Origin of the sequence: Acinetobacter sp. LoGeW2-3, from assembly GCF_002688565.1 — a bacterium.
Taxonomy (GTDB): Bacteria; Pseudomonadota; Gammaproteobacteria; order Pseudomonadales; family Moraxellaceae; genus Acinetobacter.
Window position 1 is genome coordinate 26,011 of record NZ_CP024012.1, and the last position, 14,845, is coordinate 40,855.

General features: G+C 37.1%; 10 protein-coding genes, 1 pseudogene and 1 other annotated feature. Of the genes and pseudogenes, 6 read left to right on the forward strand and 5 right to left on the reverse strand.

Translation table 11 applies throughout. From position 1 onward, the window contains the following. The first annotated feature begins 526 nt into the window (after positions 1-526). The 6 genes and pseudogenes from BS636_RS15525 (at position 527) to BS636_RS15555 (ending at position 7,581) form a co-directional block, all read left to right on the forward strand. Positions 527-1,498 (forward strand): LysR family transcriptional regulator, encoded by a 972-nt coding sequence (locus tag BS636_RS15525; protein ID WP_081406378.1) that lies wholly within the window; start codon positions 527-529, stop codon positions 1,496-1,498. A 118-nt stretch (positions 1,499-1,616) separates the two neighbouring features. Next, the gene (locus tag BS636_RS15530; protein WP_064096831.1) at positions 1,617-2,705 is read left to right on the forward strand and encodes an LLM class flavin-dependent oxidoreductase; all 1,089 of its coding nucleotides are present in this window, start codon (positions 1,617-1,619) and stop codon (positions 2,703-2,705) included. Positions 2,706-2,740: 35 nt separating this feature from the next. Continuing rightward, entirely contained in the window at positions 2,741-3,736 is a 996-nt protein-coding gene (locus BS636_RS15535; protein WP_064096847.1) for an ABC transporter substrate-binding protein, read from the forward strand. 1 nt (position 3,737) lies between these two features. Then, complete coding sequence (locus BS636_RS15540; RefSeq protein WP_064096832.1) at positions 3,738-4,292, forward strand: cysteine dioxygenase; 555 nt, start codon at positions 3,738-3,740, stop codon at positions 4,290-4,292. Between the two features lie 17 nt (positions 4,293-4,309). Then, positions 4,310-5,893 (forward strand): rhodanese-like domain-containing protein, encoded by a 1,584-nt coding sequence (locus BS636_RS15545; protein WP_099339700.1) that lies wholly within the window; start codon positions 4,310-4,312, stop codon positions 5,891-5,893. 455 nt (positions 5,894-6,348) lie between these two features. Then, positions 6,349-7,581: pseudogene (locus tag BS636_RS15555) on the forward strand (IS3 family transposase). Continuing rightward, positions 6,637-6,753 (forward strand) — a sequence feature (AL1L pseudoknot). Its footprint overlaps the pseudogene before it by 117 nt. Positions 7,582-7,682: 101 nt before the next feature. Here the strand turns inward: BS636_RS15555 and BS636_RS15560 are convergent. From BS636_RS15560 to BS636_RS15580, 5 genes are all read right to left on the reverse strand, one after another. Then, positions 7,683-9,626: an ATP-binding protein gene (locus BS636_RS15560; protein WP_099339701.1), complete on the reverse strand. Its 1,944-nt coding sequence runs from the start codon at positions 9,624-9,626 to the stop codon at positions 7,683-7,685. A gap of 699 nt (positions 9,627-10,325) precedes the next feature. Continuing rightward, positions 10,326-12,749 (reverse strand): fimbria/pilus outer membrane usher protein, encoded by a 2,424-nt coding sequence (locus BS636_RS15565; RefSeq protein WP_099339702.1) that lies wholly within the window; start codon positions 12,747-12,749, stop codon positions 10,326-10,328. Further along, on the reverse strand, positions 12,749-13,426 hold the full coding sequence (locus tag BS636_RS15570) for a molecular chaperone (protein WP_228206958.1): 678 nt from the start codon (positions 13,424-13,426) through the stop codon (positions 12,749-12,751). Before BS636_RS15570 ends, BS636_RS15565 begins: the two co-directional genes overlap by 1 nt. A gap of 243 nt (positions 13,427-13,669) precedes the next feature. After that, positions 13,670-14,155 carry a spore coat protein U domain-containing protein gene (locus BS636_RS15575; RefSeq protein WP_099339704.1) on the reverse strand — a complete coding sequence of 162 codons (486 nt, stop codon included), beginning with the start codon at positions 14,153-14,155 and terminating at the stop codon, positions 13,670-13,672. A 134-nt stretch (positions 14,156-14,289) separates the two neighbouring features. Further along, the gene (locus tag BS636_RS15580) at positions 14,290-14,760 is read right to left on the reverse strand and encodes a hypothetical protein (protein ID WP_099339705.1); all 471 of its coding nucleotides are present in this window, start codon (positions 14,758-14,760) and stop codon (positions 14,290-14,292) included. Between the last annotated feature and the right edge of the window lie 85 nt (positions 14,761-14,845).

Here is a 14,845-nt window from a genome sequence, read left to right on the forward strand (position 1 = left end):
TCTAATAAAATTATAATGAAAAATTATGATTTTGTATGAAATTTATCAATTATATCAGTGTGTTAGTAATATTTATTAAAAAAAATTCTGTAATTTATTGATTGAGATAATAACGTTACTTTTATTCTTTTATAAACAAAACATAGCTTATTCTGAATTTTATCTTTTCATATGAATTATATTCACTTCGCTTTAAATTAGAGAGAATCTAGAATCCGCGAAAAATTAATATAGATCAATTTATAGCTAAGAATTTGTTTTTTAATATCTTTTTTTGTAATTTAATCTAAATATTCAAAGTTAATTTATAAGATAGTCACTTGCAACATCTACTTTAGATACTCAATTTAGGTGAATAGGGGTTTTGATTCGTTCTGTTAAAAACTAGAAACCCTTAATTCAGTATTTTTGTTAGAAAATTTCTTTTGTATGAATGAAGAGAATACTGATCTTCCTAAATAATGCATATTAAATTCACATAGAATAAGCTCCTGAATTTTTAAATAAATTTGATAGCCAGTATGATATGAGCTATTCAAATATCAAATTAGATTTCAAGCAGACAGCTGTGCAGCGCGATTATGCCGAGGTTAAATTTTTAATGAAGATTGAAGACATCCATGCTTTTATTGCTTTTGTTAAATTGCAATCCACGAGTCTTACTGCTCAACAATTAGGTATCACACAACCTGCAGTTACACGTCGTATCCAGAGTCTAGAACAAGCCTGTTCAGTGCAACTTTTTGACCGAAATACTCGCCCTTTAAAGTTAACCGCAAAAGGACGAGAAATATATGAACAGTGCTGTATTATCGAGCAAGAGTTCAATAGATTGAAGCAGATTATTGCTTTGCAAAGTGCAGATTCAACACATCTTAGGATAGGAATTCCAAATAGCCTGTCAGAGTCTGGTATTTTTGGAATGATACAAGACCTCCAAAAAGATTTTCCCTCTGCAAAAATTGAAATTAGTACAGGGTGGGGTAAGGAATTATTATCTAAATTAGCTCACGATGAACTTGATGGCGTGATTTCTACTGCAAAAGAACATAATGCTTTTCCAAAAGATTATTCTCTGAAAATTATGGGTACCTTACATATTAGGCCTGTAGTATCAAAATCTTTAAGCAGATCAGGTGTTTCAACATGGGAAGACTTGCAGGATCTAGGTTGGATTTTAAATAATAAAGGATGTGGATTCAGAGAATTTTTAACTGAACAATTAGAAAAACAGCATAAACAGCTAAATTTAAAAATTGAAGTTACTGGAACTAGAATCCAGTTGGATTTAATACAACAGGGAGTTGGTGCTGGTTTCTTGGCACAGGAATTAATCTTTCAAACTCCTCATTTTCACCAATTATCAATTATAGATACTGAAGAACTAAATCTAGATGTCATTGTTTACAATGCACGTCGAGAAAACTTGAGCCATGCACAAACTGAATTATTTGATGTAATTATGGAACGTTTTAACCAAAAATTGCATTTAGCGTAATCTAAAAACCATTCTTATGCGTGAAATTAATATTAGTTTATGATAAATATTTATTTAACGCATACTAATTTTTAAATTACAGTTGTTTCAAGTTCAAAAAAATATTTTGGAAATTGAAATGACAATTCAAATTTTAGGCATGATTGGCCATCGTCTTGCTTCGGAAACGATCCCAGCAGAAGGCCCAGTATTTAATCCAGATTATGTTGCAAATTTTGCTAAAGCCCATGAGGATGCTGGATTTGATCGGGTATTGATTGGTCAATGGTCAGATCAGCCCGATGGCTTTATTGTAACGGCTCATGCAGGTGCAAATACTTCGAAATTAAAGTTTTTATTAGCACATCGTCCAGGTTTTATAGCGCCAACTTTAGCTGCACGTAAGTATGCAACTCTAGATCATTTACTTAAAGGTCGTTTAGCAATTCATGTTATTACCGGGGGAAGTGATCCAGAACAACAGCGTGATGGTGATTTCTTAACTAAAGCCGAACGATATGCCCGTACAAAAGAATTTTTAGACATCGCTAAGCTTTCCTGGTACAGCGATAACCCCTTCCAGTACAGTGGTAAATACTATCAAGTCAAAGATGGTTTCTCAGAAATCAAACCTTATCAATCTCATTTGCCAGTATATTTCGGAGGTTCTTCTCAAGAAGCATTAAATGTAGCTGCTAAACATGCAGATGTATTTGCACTTTGGGGTGAGCCTTTAGCTGGTGCTGAAGAGCTTATAAAAAATATTCGAGCAAATGAAGTAAATTTTGAGCGTAAAAATCCACTGGATTTTAATATCTCTTTCCGTCCAATTATTGCAGATACCGAAACACAGGCTTGGGAAAAGGCACAGGATATTTACAGTCTGACTCGAGAGCAAATTGAAAACCGCGGTCTGCGCAAAGATAAACAAAGTGCTCAAAGTGTAGGAGCCCAGCGTTTAGTGGAGTTGGCATCACAAGAAGTGCATGACACTAATTTATGGACTGGCATTTCTACCTTAGTACATGGCAACCATAACTCTACAGCTTTAGTAGGTACACCCGAGCAAGTAGCAGAATCTATTGCAGAATATTATAAGCTAGGTATTAACAGCGTATTGATTCGTGGTTTTGACCCATTAAATGATGTCATTGAATACGGCAAAGAACTACTACCGAGCATCCGTTATAAAACAGCCGAACTGGATAAATTAAACAAGATTGCCTAGGCCTTGCTGACAAAATATTAAAAAGTGTGATTGAAATGAAAAAAATATTAGTTGGCATTATTAGTGCTGTTTCAATAAGTTTAGCTGCTTGTAATAAACAGGTTAATCAAGCTGAAAATACAAAAGAAGTGACTAAACTTAAAAATTCAGCACAAATTGAACTCAAAATTGGTGATCAAAAAGGAAATATGCGTGCCCAGCTAGAGGCTTCAAAACTTCTAGATGGTATCGATTATAAAATTTCATGGTATGAATTCCCGGCAGCAGCTCCAGTTGCCGAAGCATTAAACGCTACCGCGATTGATATTGGTTATCTTGGAGATGCACCATTCATCTTTGCAAATGCAAATGGTGGTCATGCACGCGCAATTGCGGTTAACCGATATGATCCCTATGCAGTAGCTTTACTCGTACCTAAAGATAGTCCGATTAAATCCATTCAGGATATCAAAGGAAAAACTATTACAGCGAATAAGGGCTCGATTGGTCAGCTGGTTACATTACGTGCTGTAGAACGTGCTGGCTTGAAAGCTTCTGATGTAAATTTTAAATTTTTGCCACCAGCAGATGGCAAACTTGCTGTTGCAAATGGCAATGTTGATGTATGGGCAGTTTGGGATCCATACACTGCCTATGCTGAAGTCATTGATGGTTTTCGAATCATTGAAAATGGACGTGGATTATATTCAGGTTTTACATTCCTTGCCGGTACAGAGCAAGCTTTAAATGATCAGCAGAAGCGTGCAGCTATTCAGGACTTTATCTACCGGCTTGAAGAATCTCAGGAATGGGTAAATAAAAACTATCAGTCATTTGGTAAAGAACTTGCAAAAATCACCGGAATTCCAGAAGAACCAGCCACATTAGCATTCAAACGAAAAAATGCCACATGGACTAGTATTACTGATGATGTAATTGCCACTTCGCAAGACACAGCAGATTTCTATCATAAACACCAATTATTAAATCAGAAAATTGATGTAAGCGGTCTGTTTGATCGTGAGTTTAATACAAAGCAGGCAGGAAATTAATATGGCTAAATATCTGAATGTTTTAGCACCTGTAATTAATGCTATTGAGCAAGGATTGATAGAACAACTGGATGAGCAAAACTTAATTCAGCGCTTTACACCTGAGTTTAAAAAGCTCCTCCAGGATTCAACCTGGCTTGAACCAGAGTTTAAAAAACCGCATCCAGAATATTATCAACAATATCTATTGTATCTAGATCCTGAAGAGCGTTTTTCCATTGTCAGCTTTGTTTGGGGACCAGGTCAAAAAACACCAATTCATAACCACGAAGTATGGGGTGCAATTGGTGTGCTTGAAGGTGCAGAAGTCTCTACACCTTATACCTGTGATGAGGCAGGTTTACATCCAGTTGCTCAAGGCGATTATCTCGAAGTGGGAGATATCGACTGGTTTACACCAACTACGGGAGATATTCATGCTGTTAACAATGCCTTTGAGGATCAAGTCTCAATCAGTATCCATATTTATGGTGCAAATATAGGCAAAGTTGAGCGTTTTACCTATCAACTAGACGGTACAGCTAAACCATTTATTTCTGGTTATTCAAATTTTTAAAGAGTGATGTTAAAAGAATGAAAACTATCGTTTATCAAGAAATCCGTGAAAAATTACTGGCTGGCGAGGAAGTTGCTATTGTAGATTTAAGGGAAGAGCATATCTTCGCCCAAAATCACCCCTTATTTGCGACAAATATATCTTTATCACGTCTCGAAATTGAAATTTATAACCGTATTCCTCGTCTAAATACACTCACGGTTATTTATGATGATGGTGATGGTCGTATTGAGCGCGCCTATAAAAAACTTAGCGAGTATGGTTATAGTAACATTGCAGTTTTAGAAGGTGGCGTAGAAGCATGGCAACGTGATGGTGGTGAATTATTCATTGATGTTAACTCTGCCAGTAAAGCATTTGGTGAGTTTGTAGAGCATCATAAGGGCACACCATCTCTTAGTGCCGAGGAACTAAAAGCAAAAATTGATGCTCAAGAAAATATCGTCATTTTAGATGCTCGACGTTTTGATGAATATCAGACTATGAGTATCCCAACTGGGATGAGTGTTCCAGGCGCAGAATTGGTTCTGCGTGCACCTTCATTGGTTAAAGATGAAAACACCCAGATTATCGTAAATTGTGCTGGTCGTACTCGCAGTATTATTGGTACTCAATCACTAATTAATGCTAAGTTGCCTCATGAAATTTTTGCATTACGAAATGGAACGATTGGCTGGACACTAGCTGGACAACAACTAGAGCATGGTCAGCAACGTTCATTTGTAGCTCTTGATACCCAGATCGATGCGCAAGCAAAACAAAATGCTGCAGAATTGGCAAAGCAAGCAGGTGTAAAGCAAATCAGTTTAATTGACTTACAGGATCTACAGGCACAGGAAGATAAAACCACTTATATTTTTGATGTACGTACTGAACAGGAATATGCAGCAGGGCATTTACCTGGTAGTCGTTGGGTAGCAGGTGGTCAGTTGGTACAGGAAACTGACCATTATGCTGCAGTGCGTGGTGCTCGTATTGTTTTAGTTGACGATCAACTTATTCGGGCATACATGACCGGTTCTTGGTTAGCACAAATGAACTGGGATGTTTATGTGCTAGAAGATGATTTTACGAAACTTTTGGCTGAAACTGGAGTATGGAAACCTGCTACACCACAGATAGATGTTGACTTATTTATTTCTCCAGAAGAGCTGCAACAACTTTCAGCAACACAAAATATTGCTATTTGGGATTTCACTACTGCAGCCAATTACAAAAAAGGGCATATCCCAAATGCACAATGGGTTTTGAAAGCAGATGTACCTAAACTGATCCAGCAGTCAGAATTTACAAACAAAGATGCCATTGTTGTGACTTGTGGTTCTAGCTTGCTTGCTCAATATGCAGTTCCAGAAATTAAAGCTCAAATCAAATCAACTCAAAAAGTGTATATCTTAAAAGGTGGTAATGCTGCCTGGGGGCAGGCAGGTCTGCCATTATCACAAGAATTAGATTTACTTTCAGAAGAGATTGATCGTTATAAACGACCTTATGAAGGTACCGATAATTCAAGAGAAGCAATGCAAGCTTATCTTGATTGGGAGTTCGGTTTAGTCGATCAGCTTAAGAATGATGGCACACATGGGTTCTTTGTAATATAAGATATTAAGTTTATTCAAAATAATAACCATTCTAGGCCAAGAAATATATTTTCATATTTCTTGGCTTAATTAATATCCGGTTCATGTAATTCATAACTAAATATTAAAAAATTTGACGTTATCACTAGTAATCTTTAATCTATATCAATATTAATGAACTTATTATCAGTTGTTATCTATTTAACTTATGTTCACCTGAAGGCTAGTTCATAATTTAATTTCTATTAATCTAATAATAAATTTAATTACTTAAGCCAATATAAAGTATAGATTAGAAAAATTTCGGTTCATGAACCTAGTAAAAATTGCGACTTCATAGCTTGAAAAGATAGACCCTATGGGCTTTGTTAATCATAGCTATTTTGAGCGCTTCTTTTTTAGTAAAAGAATCTCGAAATGAAGAACTGAACCGTACCGGATTTGTCGGAGACCAACTTTCTTGAGAGAATGTCCCAATGACAAAATTAAAATATACCCCTGAAATTAGAGAAAGAGCGGTTCAATTATTGATTGAATCTAAAAAAGATTATCCTTCTACTTGGGCTGCAATCACAGCAATTGCACCTGAGCAGCATGCTGCGCAAGGGCTGTAATCCTGAAACACTGCGTTCCTGGCATCAGAAGTATTTGAATCAACAGAATCCAATCAAAGTGCAGCAGCTTTCAGACCAGGAACGCATTAAACAACTTGAGCGCGAAAATAAAGAACTGCAACGAGCCAATGAAATTCTACGCAAAGCAGCCGCTTTTTTCGCCCAGGCGGAGCTCGACCGCCCACACAAATAATGGTGGATTTTATCCATAATAATAAAGAGCTGTACGGAGTCGAGGCGATTTGTAGAATTTTACCTATCGCACCTTCAACCTATTACCGAACTTTAGATCTCGCAGACAATCCAGAACATCGAGCGAAACGAGATTTACATGACTTGCATCATGCTGAACAAATTAAACGAATTTGGAAAGAGAGTTCGGGTCGATATGGTGTGCGTAAAGTTTGGCAAAAACTGAAACGTGAAGGTTATATTATTGCACGCTGTACAGTTGCTCGATTGATGCAGAAGCTAGGTCTACAAGGTGTTTGGCGTGGTAAGAATAAACAAACCACACGTAGTAGAGATGATCAAAAACGAGCGGATGACTTGGTGAGACGTAATTTTAAAGCTGATTATCCGAATCATTTGTGGGTTGCTGACTTCACTTATATTCAAACTAATTCCGGCTGGGTCTATCCCGCCTTTATTATTGATGTGTTCTCACGAGCAATTGTTGGGTGGAAAGTGTCAACTCGTATGAATACAGATATGGTGCTGGATGCATTGGAGCAAGCGTTGCATGACCGAGGTATGCCAAAGAATGTGATTCATCATTCCGATAGAGGTGTTCAATATCTTTCTATTCGCTATACCAATCGTTTAGAAGCAGTAAATTTACGAGCATCCGTTGGTACGACTGGTGATTCATACGATAATGCTTTAGCTGAAACGGTGAATGGCTTGTATAAAACAGAGGTGATTGAATATTTAAAAGCAGACTGGCAAGGTTTAGCGGATGTACAACTTGCAACATTGAATTGGGTAGATTGGTTCAATAAAAAGCGTGTACACAGTGCTCTGGGTTATGTATCGCCTTTTGATTTTGAAGCAATCTACTATAATAAGATTAACCCGTTAGGTCAGGTGGCCTAACTTAAATAAAAAGTCTCCGACAAACCCGGTACGGTTCAAACCTTGCTGCTAAAATCTATTTGAAAACCAGCTTCTTCTCATATCAGCAAGCATTAATCAATTCAGAAAACATCTCTATTTATTTTATTAATGGTCAAAGGTAAAAGTACTTGAATTGAGGTTTTACCGGGCTGTGAATCAATTTTAAACTCGCCACCCAAACGATGAATGCGCGCCTGCATGCTTTGCAGTCCAACATGCAGTCCAGCTTCTACTGTTTTGGGATTAAAGCCAATACCATTGTCTAAAATACACATCATCAGTTCATTATTCTCTGTCTCCGTCAAAGATATGTTAACTTCTGATGCTTGGCTGTGTTTGACAATATTGGTGAGAGCCTCTTCTAGAACTCTTGTTAATGTAAGGCATTGCAGAGGTACAGGGATATTTTTCCATGTTTGTTCAAAGTTCCAGTGTGAACGGATATCTATTTCCTCGAAGAGTTGGATAAATCTATAGCGAATAGGCGCTCCCCATTCCATAGGATTAGAAGGGACTTTGCAGGAGAAGCTGGAACCTGAGTCAACAATTTGTCGTAAATCACTGCGCAGCATTTTTAATATAGATAGCACTTGTGGTTTAGTGATTTTATCATTTTGTTCCATTGTGATGATTGAGCGTACAATAGAACCACCTAATCCATCATGCAAATCATGGGATAAATGAATGCGTTCTTGCAGCCTAGCATTTTCGATCGAAAGCTTATGCTGCTGTCCTAATGATGCTGTCAACTCCTGCTTGGCTTGAGTCACATTTTCTGCAAGTGTTTTATTAAAACGTTCAATTTTCCGTGCATTTCGGGCTAGACGCATAGCTAAAATAGCACCAACTGCCATGGTGGTAAATGGTCCAGTATAAGGAGAAAGCGGGCGCCCTTCCATAGTGAGCATAAACTGCGCATCATTAAAAGCTATGGGTAAGTAGATTAAATACAATACTGCTAGTAAATAAGTTTCTGGAGAATTTGATTTATAAGCAATAAAAGGATAGGTAATACATTTTAATAAAAAGATGACAACAGCAACTGAAAAGAAAAATTGTATTACTGTACTGACTTGATTGGTTGGTGCCAAAGTAATACAAACAATAGCCACAGCTAAGAAGATAAAGAGTAATTTTTGGATACGTGGAAATGACTTATTTGCAAAGTACCAAGCACCTAAACAGCCCGTGACTGTATAAATACAGAAGATAATATTCTGTAAACGGTCAATGTTGATAAAGGAAAGAAAATAAATCGGGTCGGTATATAAAAAGCAAAAACTGTAAATAACCCATCCTAAGCCGGTCACTGCAAACCATAAGAATGCTTTTTCTTTGCGGTTGGCCAGCCATGCCAAAAGATAAAACACTCCCACTACAATGTTGACCATCGTATTGAATTCAGGAAGTGTTCTTTTTTCTAAAAGCCATTTGTTGTACAGACTGTATGTGCTTGGATAATTGCCTAAAGCAACATGGCCTAAACCGGATTTTTGCGTAATACTTCCATATACTTGTATCCATAAGGTATTTTGACCTTGCTTTAAGCTAGATGTGGGCAAATTCCATATACGGGGCATATACTGGCTGCGGGATGCTGGCTCTTTTAGGTATAAGTCTTGCCATAGCAAATCGTCATTTAAAAATATTTTCCCGCTTTGTGTGATTCCCTCTATAGCAAAACTAAGCGGTGGATTGGACATAATAGTGTCACAGGTGTAGCTAAAGTGAATCTTATACCAAGCTATACCATGAAACTCAGGCCAACGTTTTTCCCAGCGATCCGGTAATTTTTCAAGGTTAACCCAGCCTTGAACAGGGCGCTGCATTTCCTGATTTACGTTGCCCTGAGCTGCCATTATGCTCTGTATTATGGTTTGACATACATCTTTGGGATGTTGAATAGTTGAAGCAGCAAATGCCGTATTGAACAATCCTATACATAAAATGAAACAAGTGAAGACTGCCATGATAAAAGCGTCATGATTTAGCTTAAATGAAGTTTGAGCAAATCCCAGAGCCATTACACTTGCTTCCCCATTCATTTATTTTAAAAGTTGGATAAATTTGATATTTAGTCAGAATGAATAAAATATAAAAATCAAAGACTAATTTTGTAAAGTATATTTTTTTTGAACAAAAATATATAGATAAATTTCATGATATTTCAAAGAAAATATTGGATACTCACTGGAGCGGTTTTGATGAGGCATGCCAACTTTGAATAATAACTTCTTATTCAAAAAATTTGATACACAGTCTATTGATGATTAATTTGGGCATGGTATTCAAGAATATTCATGCTAAAGTGGGTAAGATGCGTAGTATTTCGAAAGGCATTAAAGCGCATATTTTCAGAACTGAGTCCGCTTGGCGTGGCGCACAATACGTAAATCACTTACTTTGCCTGTACATCTAATCACAGCAGATCAAAGCCATTTTATAAGCGAGGCTTACCTGATGTAGCAAACAGGTTAAGCTTGATTTTAAATGAAATAATTTTACAAATGGGAGGATTATTTTAAGTCGGAGAACGGGAATCCAAATATACCTATGAATCCCTATGCCTCTATTATGCAAATTATAGAACCTAGTATGATTGTATCTGCGTATGAATGACGCGTTACAGCAGGATTAAACAATAGATCTTGGATTGTTGAATAATCCCAATCATTTTATAAGTCAGTAAAAAGGAGCTGATTGACAGCTCCTTTTTTTGTACTTTATTGGCAAGTTAAAACGACTATTTCATCCTTAGCTATATCAGGCTCTAAGGTAAACTGACTTGAGCAAGTCTGATTAGACGTTTGTACTTTAATAGAATAGCTTTGTGGGTTTAGACCGTAAACAGTCACTAAGTTTTGACTGTTAATTGGATATTTACCCTGTGCAATTCCTTCAATGTTTACCATGCTTCCGCTTTCAAGCGGCTGCTGATTTTGATCAATAAATTTAAAGGTAATGTTGTGGTTCGCAGTATTGCTCATTGGGAAATCAATAATATATCCACGTTGATTGATTGGCATAATGGAGCGAGAAGAGTGGGCAAAACTATCTTCAATACTGATTTGGCTGTCGTCAAAGATCACACTATTCTCACTATAACCATATAAGTTATAGCTGAAAATTTCACCATTCTTGTTGGTTTTGCCTATATATGAACCATTGCTGTAAATATCAACATTTGGCGTACCATCAACGCGAACGAGTGCAAAGCTATTCGAAATATACTTACTTAGATCAAAACGGTTGCCTAACCAAACCAGAGATCCCATATAGCTTGCGCTGTAATATTTTTGATCATCTGTTTGCAGGTATTGTAAATTCAAGTCACCTGCATTGGTTTTAAAGCGTGTAGATAAATTGCCTGAATACTCATCGTGGCTGCGACTAGCGCCAATGCTATAGTCAAAACCAGTATTGCCTTCACTGTATTGATTAAACTGCAGATTAGTTTCGTCATCATCATGCTGATTCAGATTCAAGGATTGTTTATTGTTATCAAAATTGTAACTTAGCCTGAGGTCAACACTTGCACGGTCATTGCTCTCAGCATCATAGGAGATACCAAAACTACCAAATAGATTGTTAGATAAAGAGCGACTGGTGCTTAAATTGAATAGCTTTTGATCTTCTGAATTCGATTCTTCCCTGAATTTACGTTCAATATAGCTGAGAGAAAGATTATTCAGATAAGGGATCTGATTTTTAGATACATAGATTTGGTTTTCCCGCGCTGGCAAATAGCTATGACTACTGTAGTCATCCAGACCTAGCATGCGAAAGTCTGCGCTATAATATTGTGAACGTAGGCCGACACTATAATTTTGTGTATTGCGCTTAAACTCAGTATTGACCGTATAGCCCTCTAAACCTGCTTCATCTGCATGGCTGTAGGCAGAGTTGACTTCCAGTAATCCCAACTTGTACAGATATTGGCTCCACATGAGTCCAGCACTTTCTAGTTTCTTACTATATTCTGCTGTTATGCCTAAAGTTGTCGATGCTGTGATACCTCTACGAAGATAACCGCTTCCAAACCAGTCACGATAATCATTATCTTCATAAGCATAGTTATAGCGTAATTTACCAGCGGAAAAATTATAATCTGTCAGTCCTGGACGCAGCAGCCGTTGATCGACAAAAACCGAGATATTTTGTACTGTAGTATTGCCTAAAATATCTTTGACAATAATTTGTGCATCACCTAAACCTGAAAAGCCAATATTGCTGTCAATGTTATATTGGCCAGGGTTTACTTTGGCGTTATAGGCTTGTGAACCGTTAATCATTAAATCGACAGTCGATTGTGTCAAAGCACTGCCTTGAACGGATGGGGTATTCCAATAGGTGAAATTGGGGCGTCTGCTGAAATTGGTGCCAAAGCTTAGACCACCAAAATAGAAAGATTGATTCAGCCCAGTATAGTTACTGACATTATCACCCAATTTTAAAGTCGTCATTTGTTCTGGGAATTCAAAACTTAAGGACGTATTTAAACGGTTGCTGCTCTGAGACTTGTTGTGATGATCATCATTGTTTTTACGAAACAAATGACTGCTGTTAAACAGCATGTTTTTCCAAAAAAGATTGAGGTCTGTCGAAGCATTGATTTGCTTGTTGTAATCACCATTTTGATAATACACATTATAGTTAATAAATCCGCCTAAATTAGGCATGTCAGGTATAAAACGCTGCTTTGCAGCGAGTTCCTGCTTGAGCATATATTGCGCGGGAATGTTCAGTTTGAACAATTGACGCTGTGCATCAATTTCACTACTAAAACTCGGATTGTCAATTAAACAATATTGAATATTATCTTGATTTAATGCACTTAATTGAGAAATATCAACAAATCCTTGTTGAAGAATACTGCACTCTATATAGCGCTGCTGATTAATGTTAAGAATAAAGGCTTCTTGTTGCAGATCTACACCGTTGACCCAAAGCCCTAAAATAGCATTATCTTGTTTAGGTGCATTGATTACTGAATGCTCGGTCCTTAATTCGGGCGCGGTTTTAGCCACAAGGTTTTTTTCAGCAACACTTTGCGCTAAGCCGTGTTGGGAATAAAGCGTACAGCAGATTAAAACGAGGGTAGATGGGGATGTGACAATATTGCGTACTTTTTTAATTCCTTTTTTCATTATTCCTGCTCCGCAATATCAAATTTCAACGGCTTATCGTTTGCGGTTTGCACAATGAGTTGAAGCCCTTTTTGCGGTTTAATGGCAGGAATGCTTAATTGCACTTGTTGCTGCGCAAGAATATATTTCATTTCATTTGATGTGAAAATGCTATTTCCTTTGCCATCTTGCAGAGTAAAACCAGTGATTTGGAAATGCCCTGTACCTAAATTTTTGGCATGAATAGCAGGCTGGTTATTCAAATCTTTTGCGAATTGAAATGACAAATCTGCTTTAAAGTTTTTGCCTGCAAACAGCGGTACATTAAAACCATACGCATATTTAATGCCGTTGGATTTCTCTGTATCAGGCAATGGTGAAATTTTAATGCGCCAAGCTTCTTCTTTTTGTAAGTTCATTGCTGAAATGGGCTGTTTAAAACCCATACGGATGACCTGCTTGCTGTTCGGCTCAAGCACAAATGAAGCAGGACTAATCACCAGTTGATTATCAGGGGTCAGAATGTCATTACCATTACTGTCTTGAGTCCATTTATATACATAAACTTCATAATTTTTGGGAGTTTCATCAGCAGAGGAGTGTAGGTTGATGGTTGTTGTACGCTGACGATTGTCCCCATTGATTTGCATTTTGACTGGATAAATTGCGACATTGGCATAAGCTGTTGCCGACATCATGCCAGCAATGCTGGCTAAAAAGCAAAGGCGGATCAATGATAGGTGAGACATATGTTTTCCCCAAAACTATGTGGTATTTAAATTGCAAATAGACTGCAGTAAAGCTAATTTTAAAAGAGGGTGAATTGTGATGCCTAGGAACGGAGGAAAGCCAAAGTTCTATGCTTCAAATAGGAAGTTTTGCAGAATGACTCTGCGGCATGTATGTGGATCAATGGTCTATACATACATGCCTATGAGAAATCAGTAGCTAATTTCTACAGTAACAGTATCGGTATAGTCACCTGCAATGTACTCTTCAATGGCAATTGCTGATTCGGTTTTGGCAGTGAGGGTATATGTGTCCGTTTTTGTAGTCGCTGCTGGAGCGACTTTTCCTGAAGCTGCTCCATTTACAATCACAGAAGTCGGTCCGCCTGTCAGAGTGATATCGTAAGGAATATTAAGCGTTGATTGGGGGTTAACCAGCTGAGATTTGTTAGGACCTAAATTATTTACAGATGATGCTTTAACGGTGTAGTTGACATTGCATTTCACATCAATGTTTTGAGTTGCTGGAGTGGTATCATGTTTTAAAGGTAGGCTGATAGCTTTAACTTTGTTTGAAATCGCACATGCGGTTGGGACAGTAAGGATGTATTTTACAGTGATACTGTCAGTACCAGCATGTGCAGCAAATGCCCCTGTACTTAATAATAAAATGCTGGTGAGTTTTATGAATGAATTCATAGGATCAATTTCCTTTTATTGATTGTAACTTTTCATTTCAAAAATTAATGTTAGAAAATATAGTCTGAAAAATAATTAAAATTAATTATTTAAGTTCTAAAAGTGGATTATTAAATAAAACATTTTTAATGCAATTAATAATTTACGGAAAGTTTGACAGAGGTGGCATAATCGCCAGGTCGATAGTTTGCAAGTGAGGATAGCAGGTGTTTGCCCATCATGATCGTATAATCGACATTCCTTACATCCGAGGTATTTTCATAGTTAATGCGAGCCTCTAATATACTTGGAGTGTTCCAAACTTGTTGTGAGCTTCCCCAGCCCCTCATGATTGTGAAATTTTGATTCGTATGCCATACCGGAATAGGGTCCTGCGGGTAGGTAGAAGACTTGAAAATAATATGTCCATCTTTTGTGTCTAGCCATTTATATTCTGAAGATTTAATTCTTTTGTTACAGTTCTCAAAATTATAGAATACGATACCCGGTGCTTTATCTAGGTATACTGTTCGATCCGAATTATTAAGAATACATTCTGCAGCAAGTGCAGTGCTGCATAGCCCGATTAAACTGAAAAAGCCAAAAATATTTTGAAGTTTAAACATGTAATACCGCCCCCAAATTCTTTGTTTTTAATATAGTGATTGTGTTTTTTTGTTAAATACCTAAATTTAGGTATTATTTAATTAA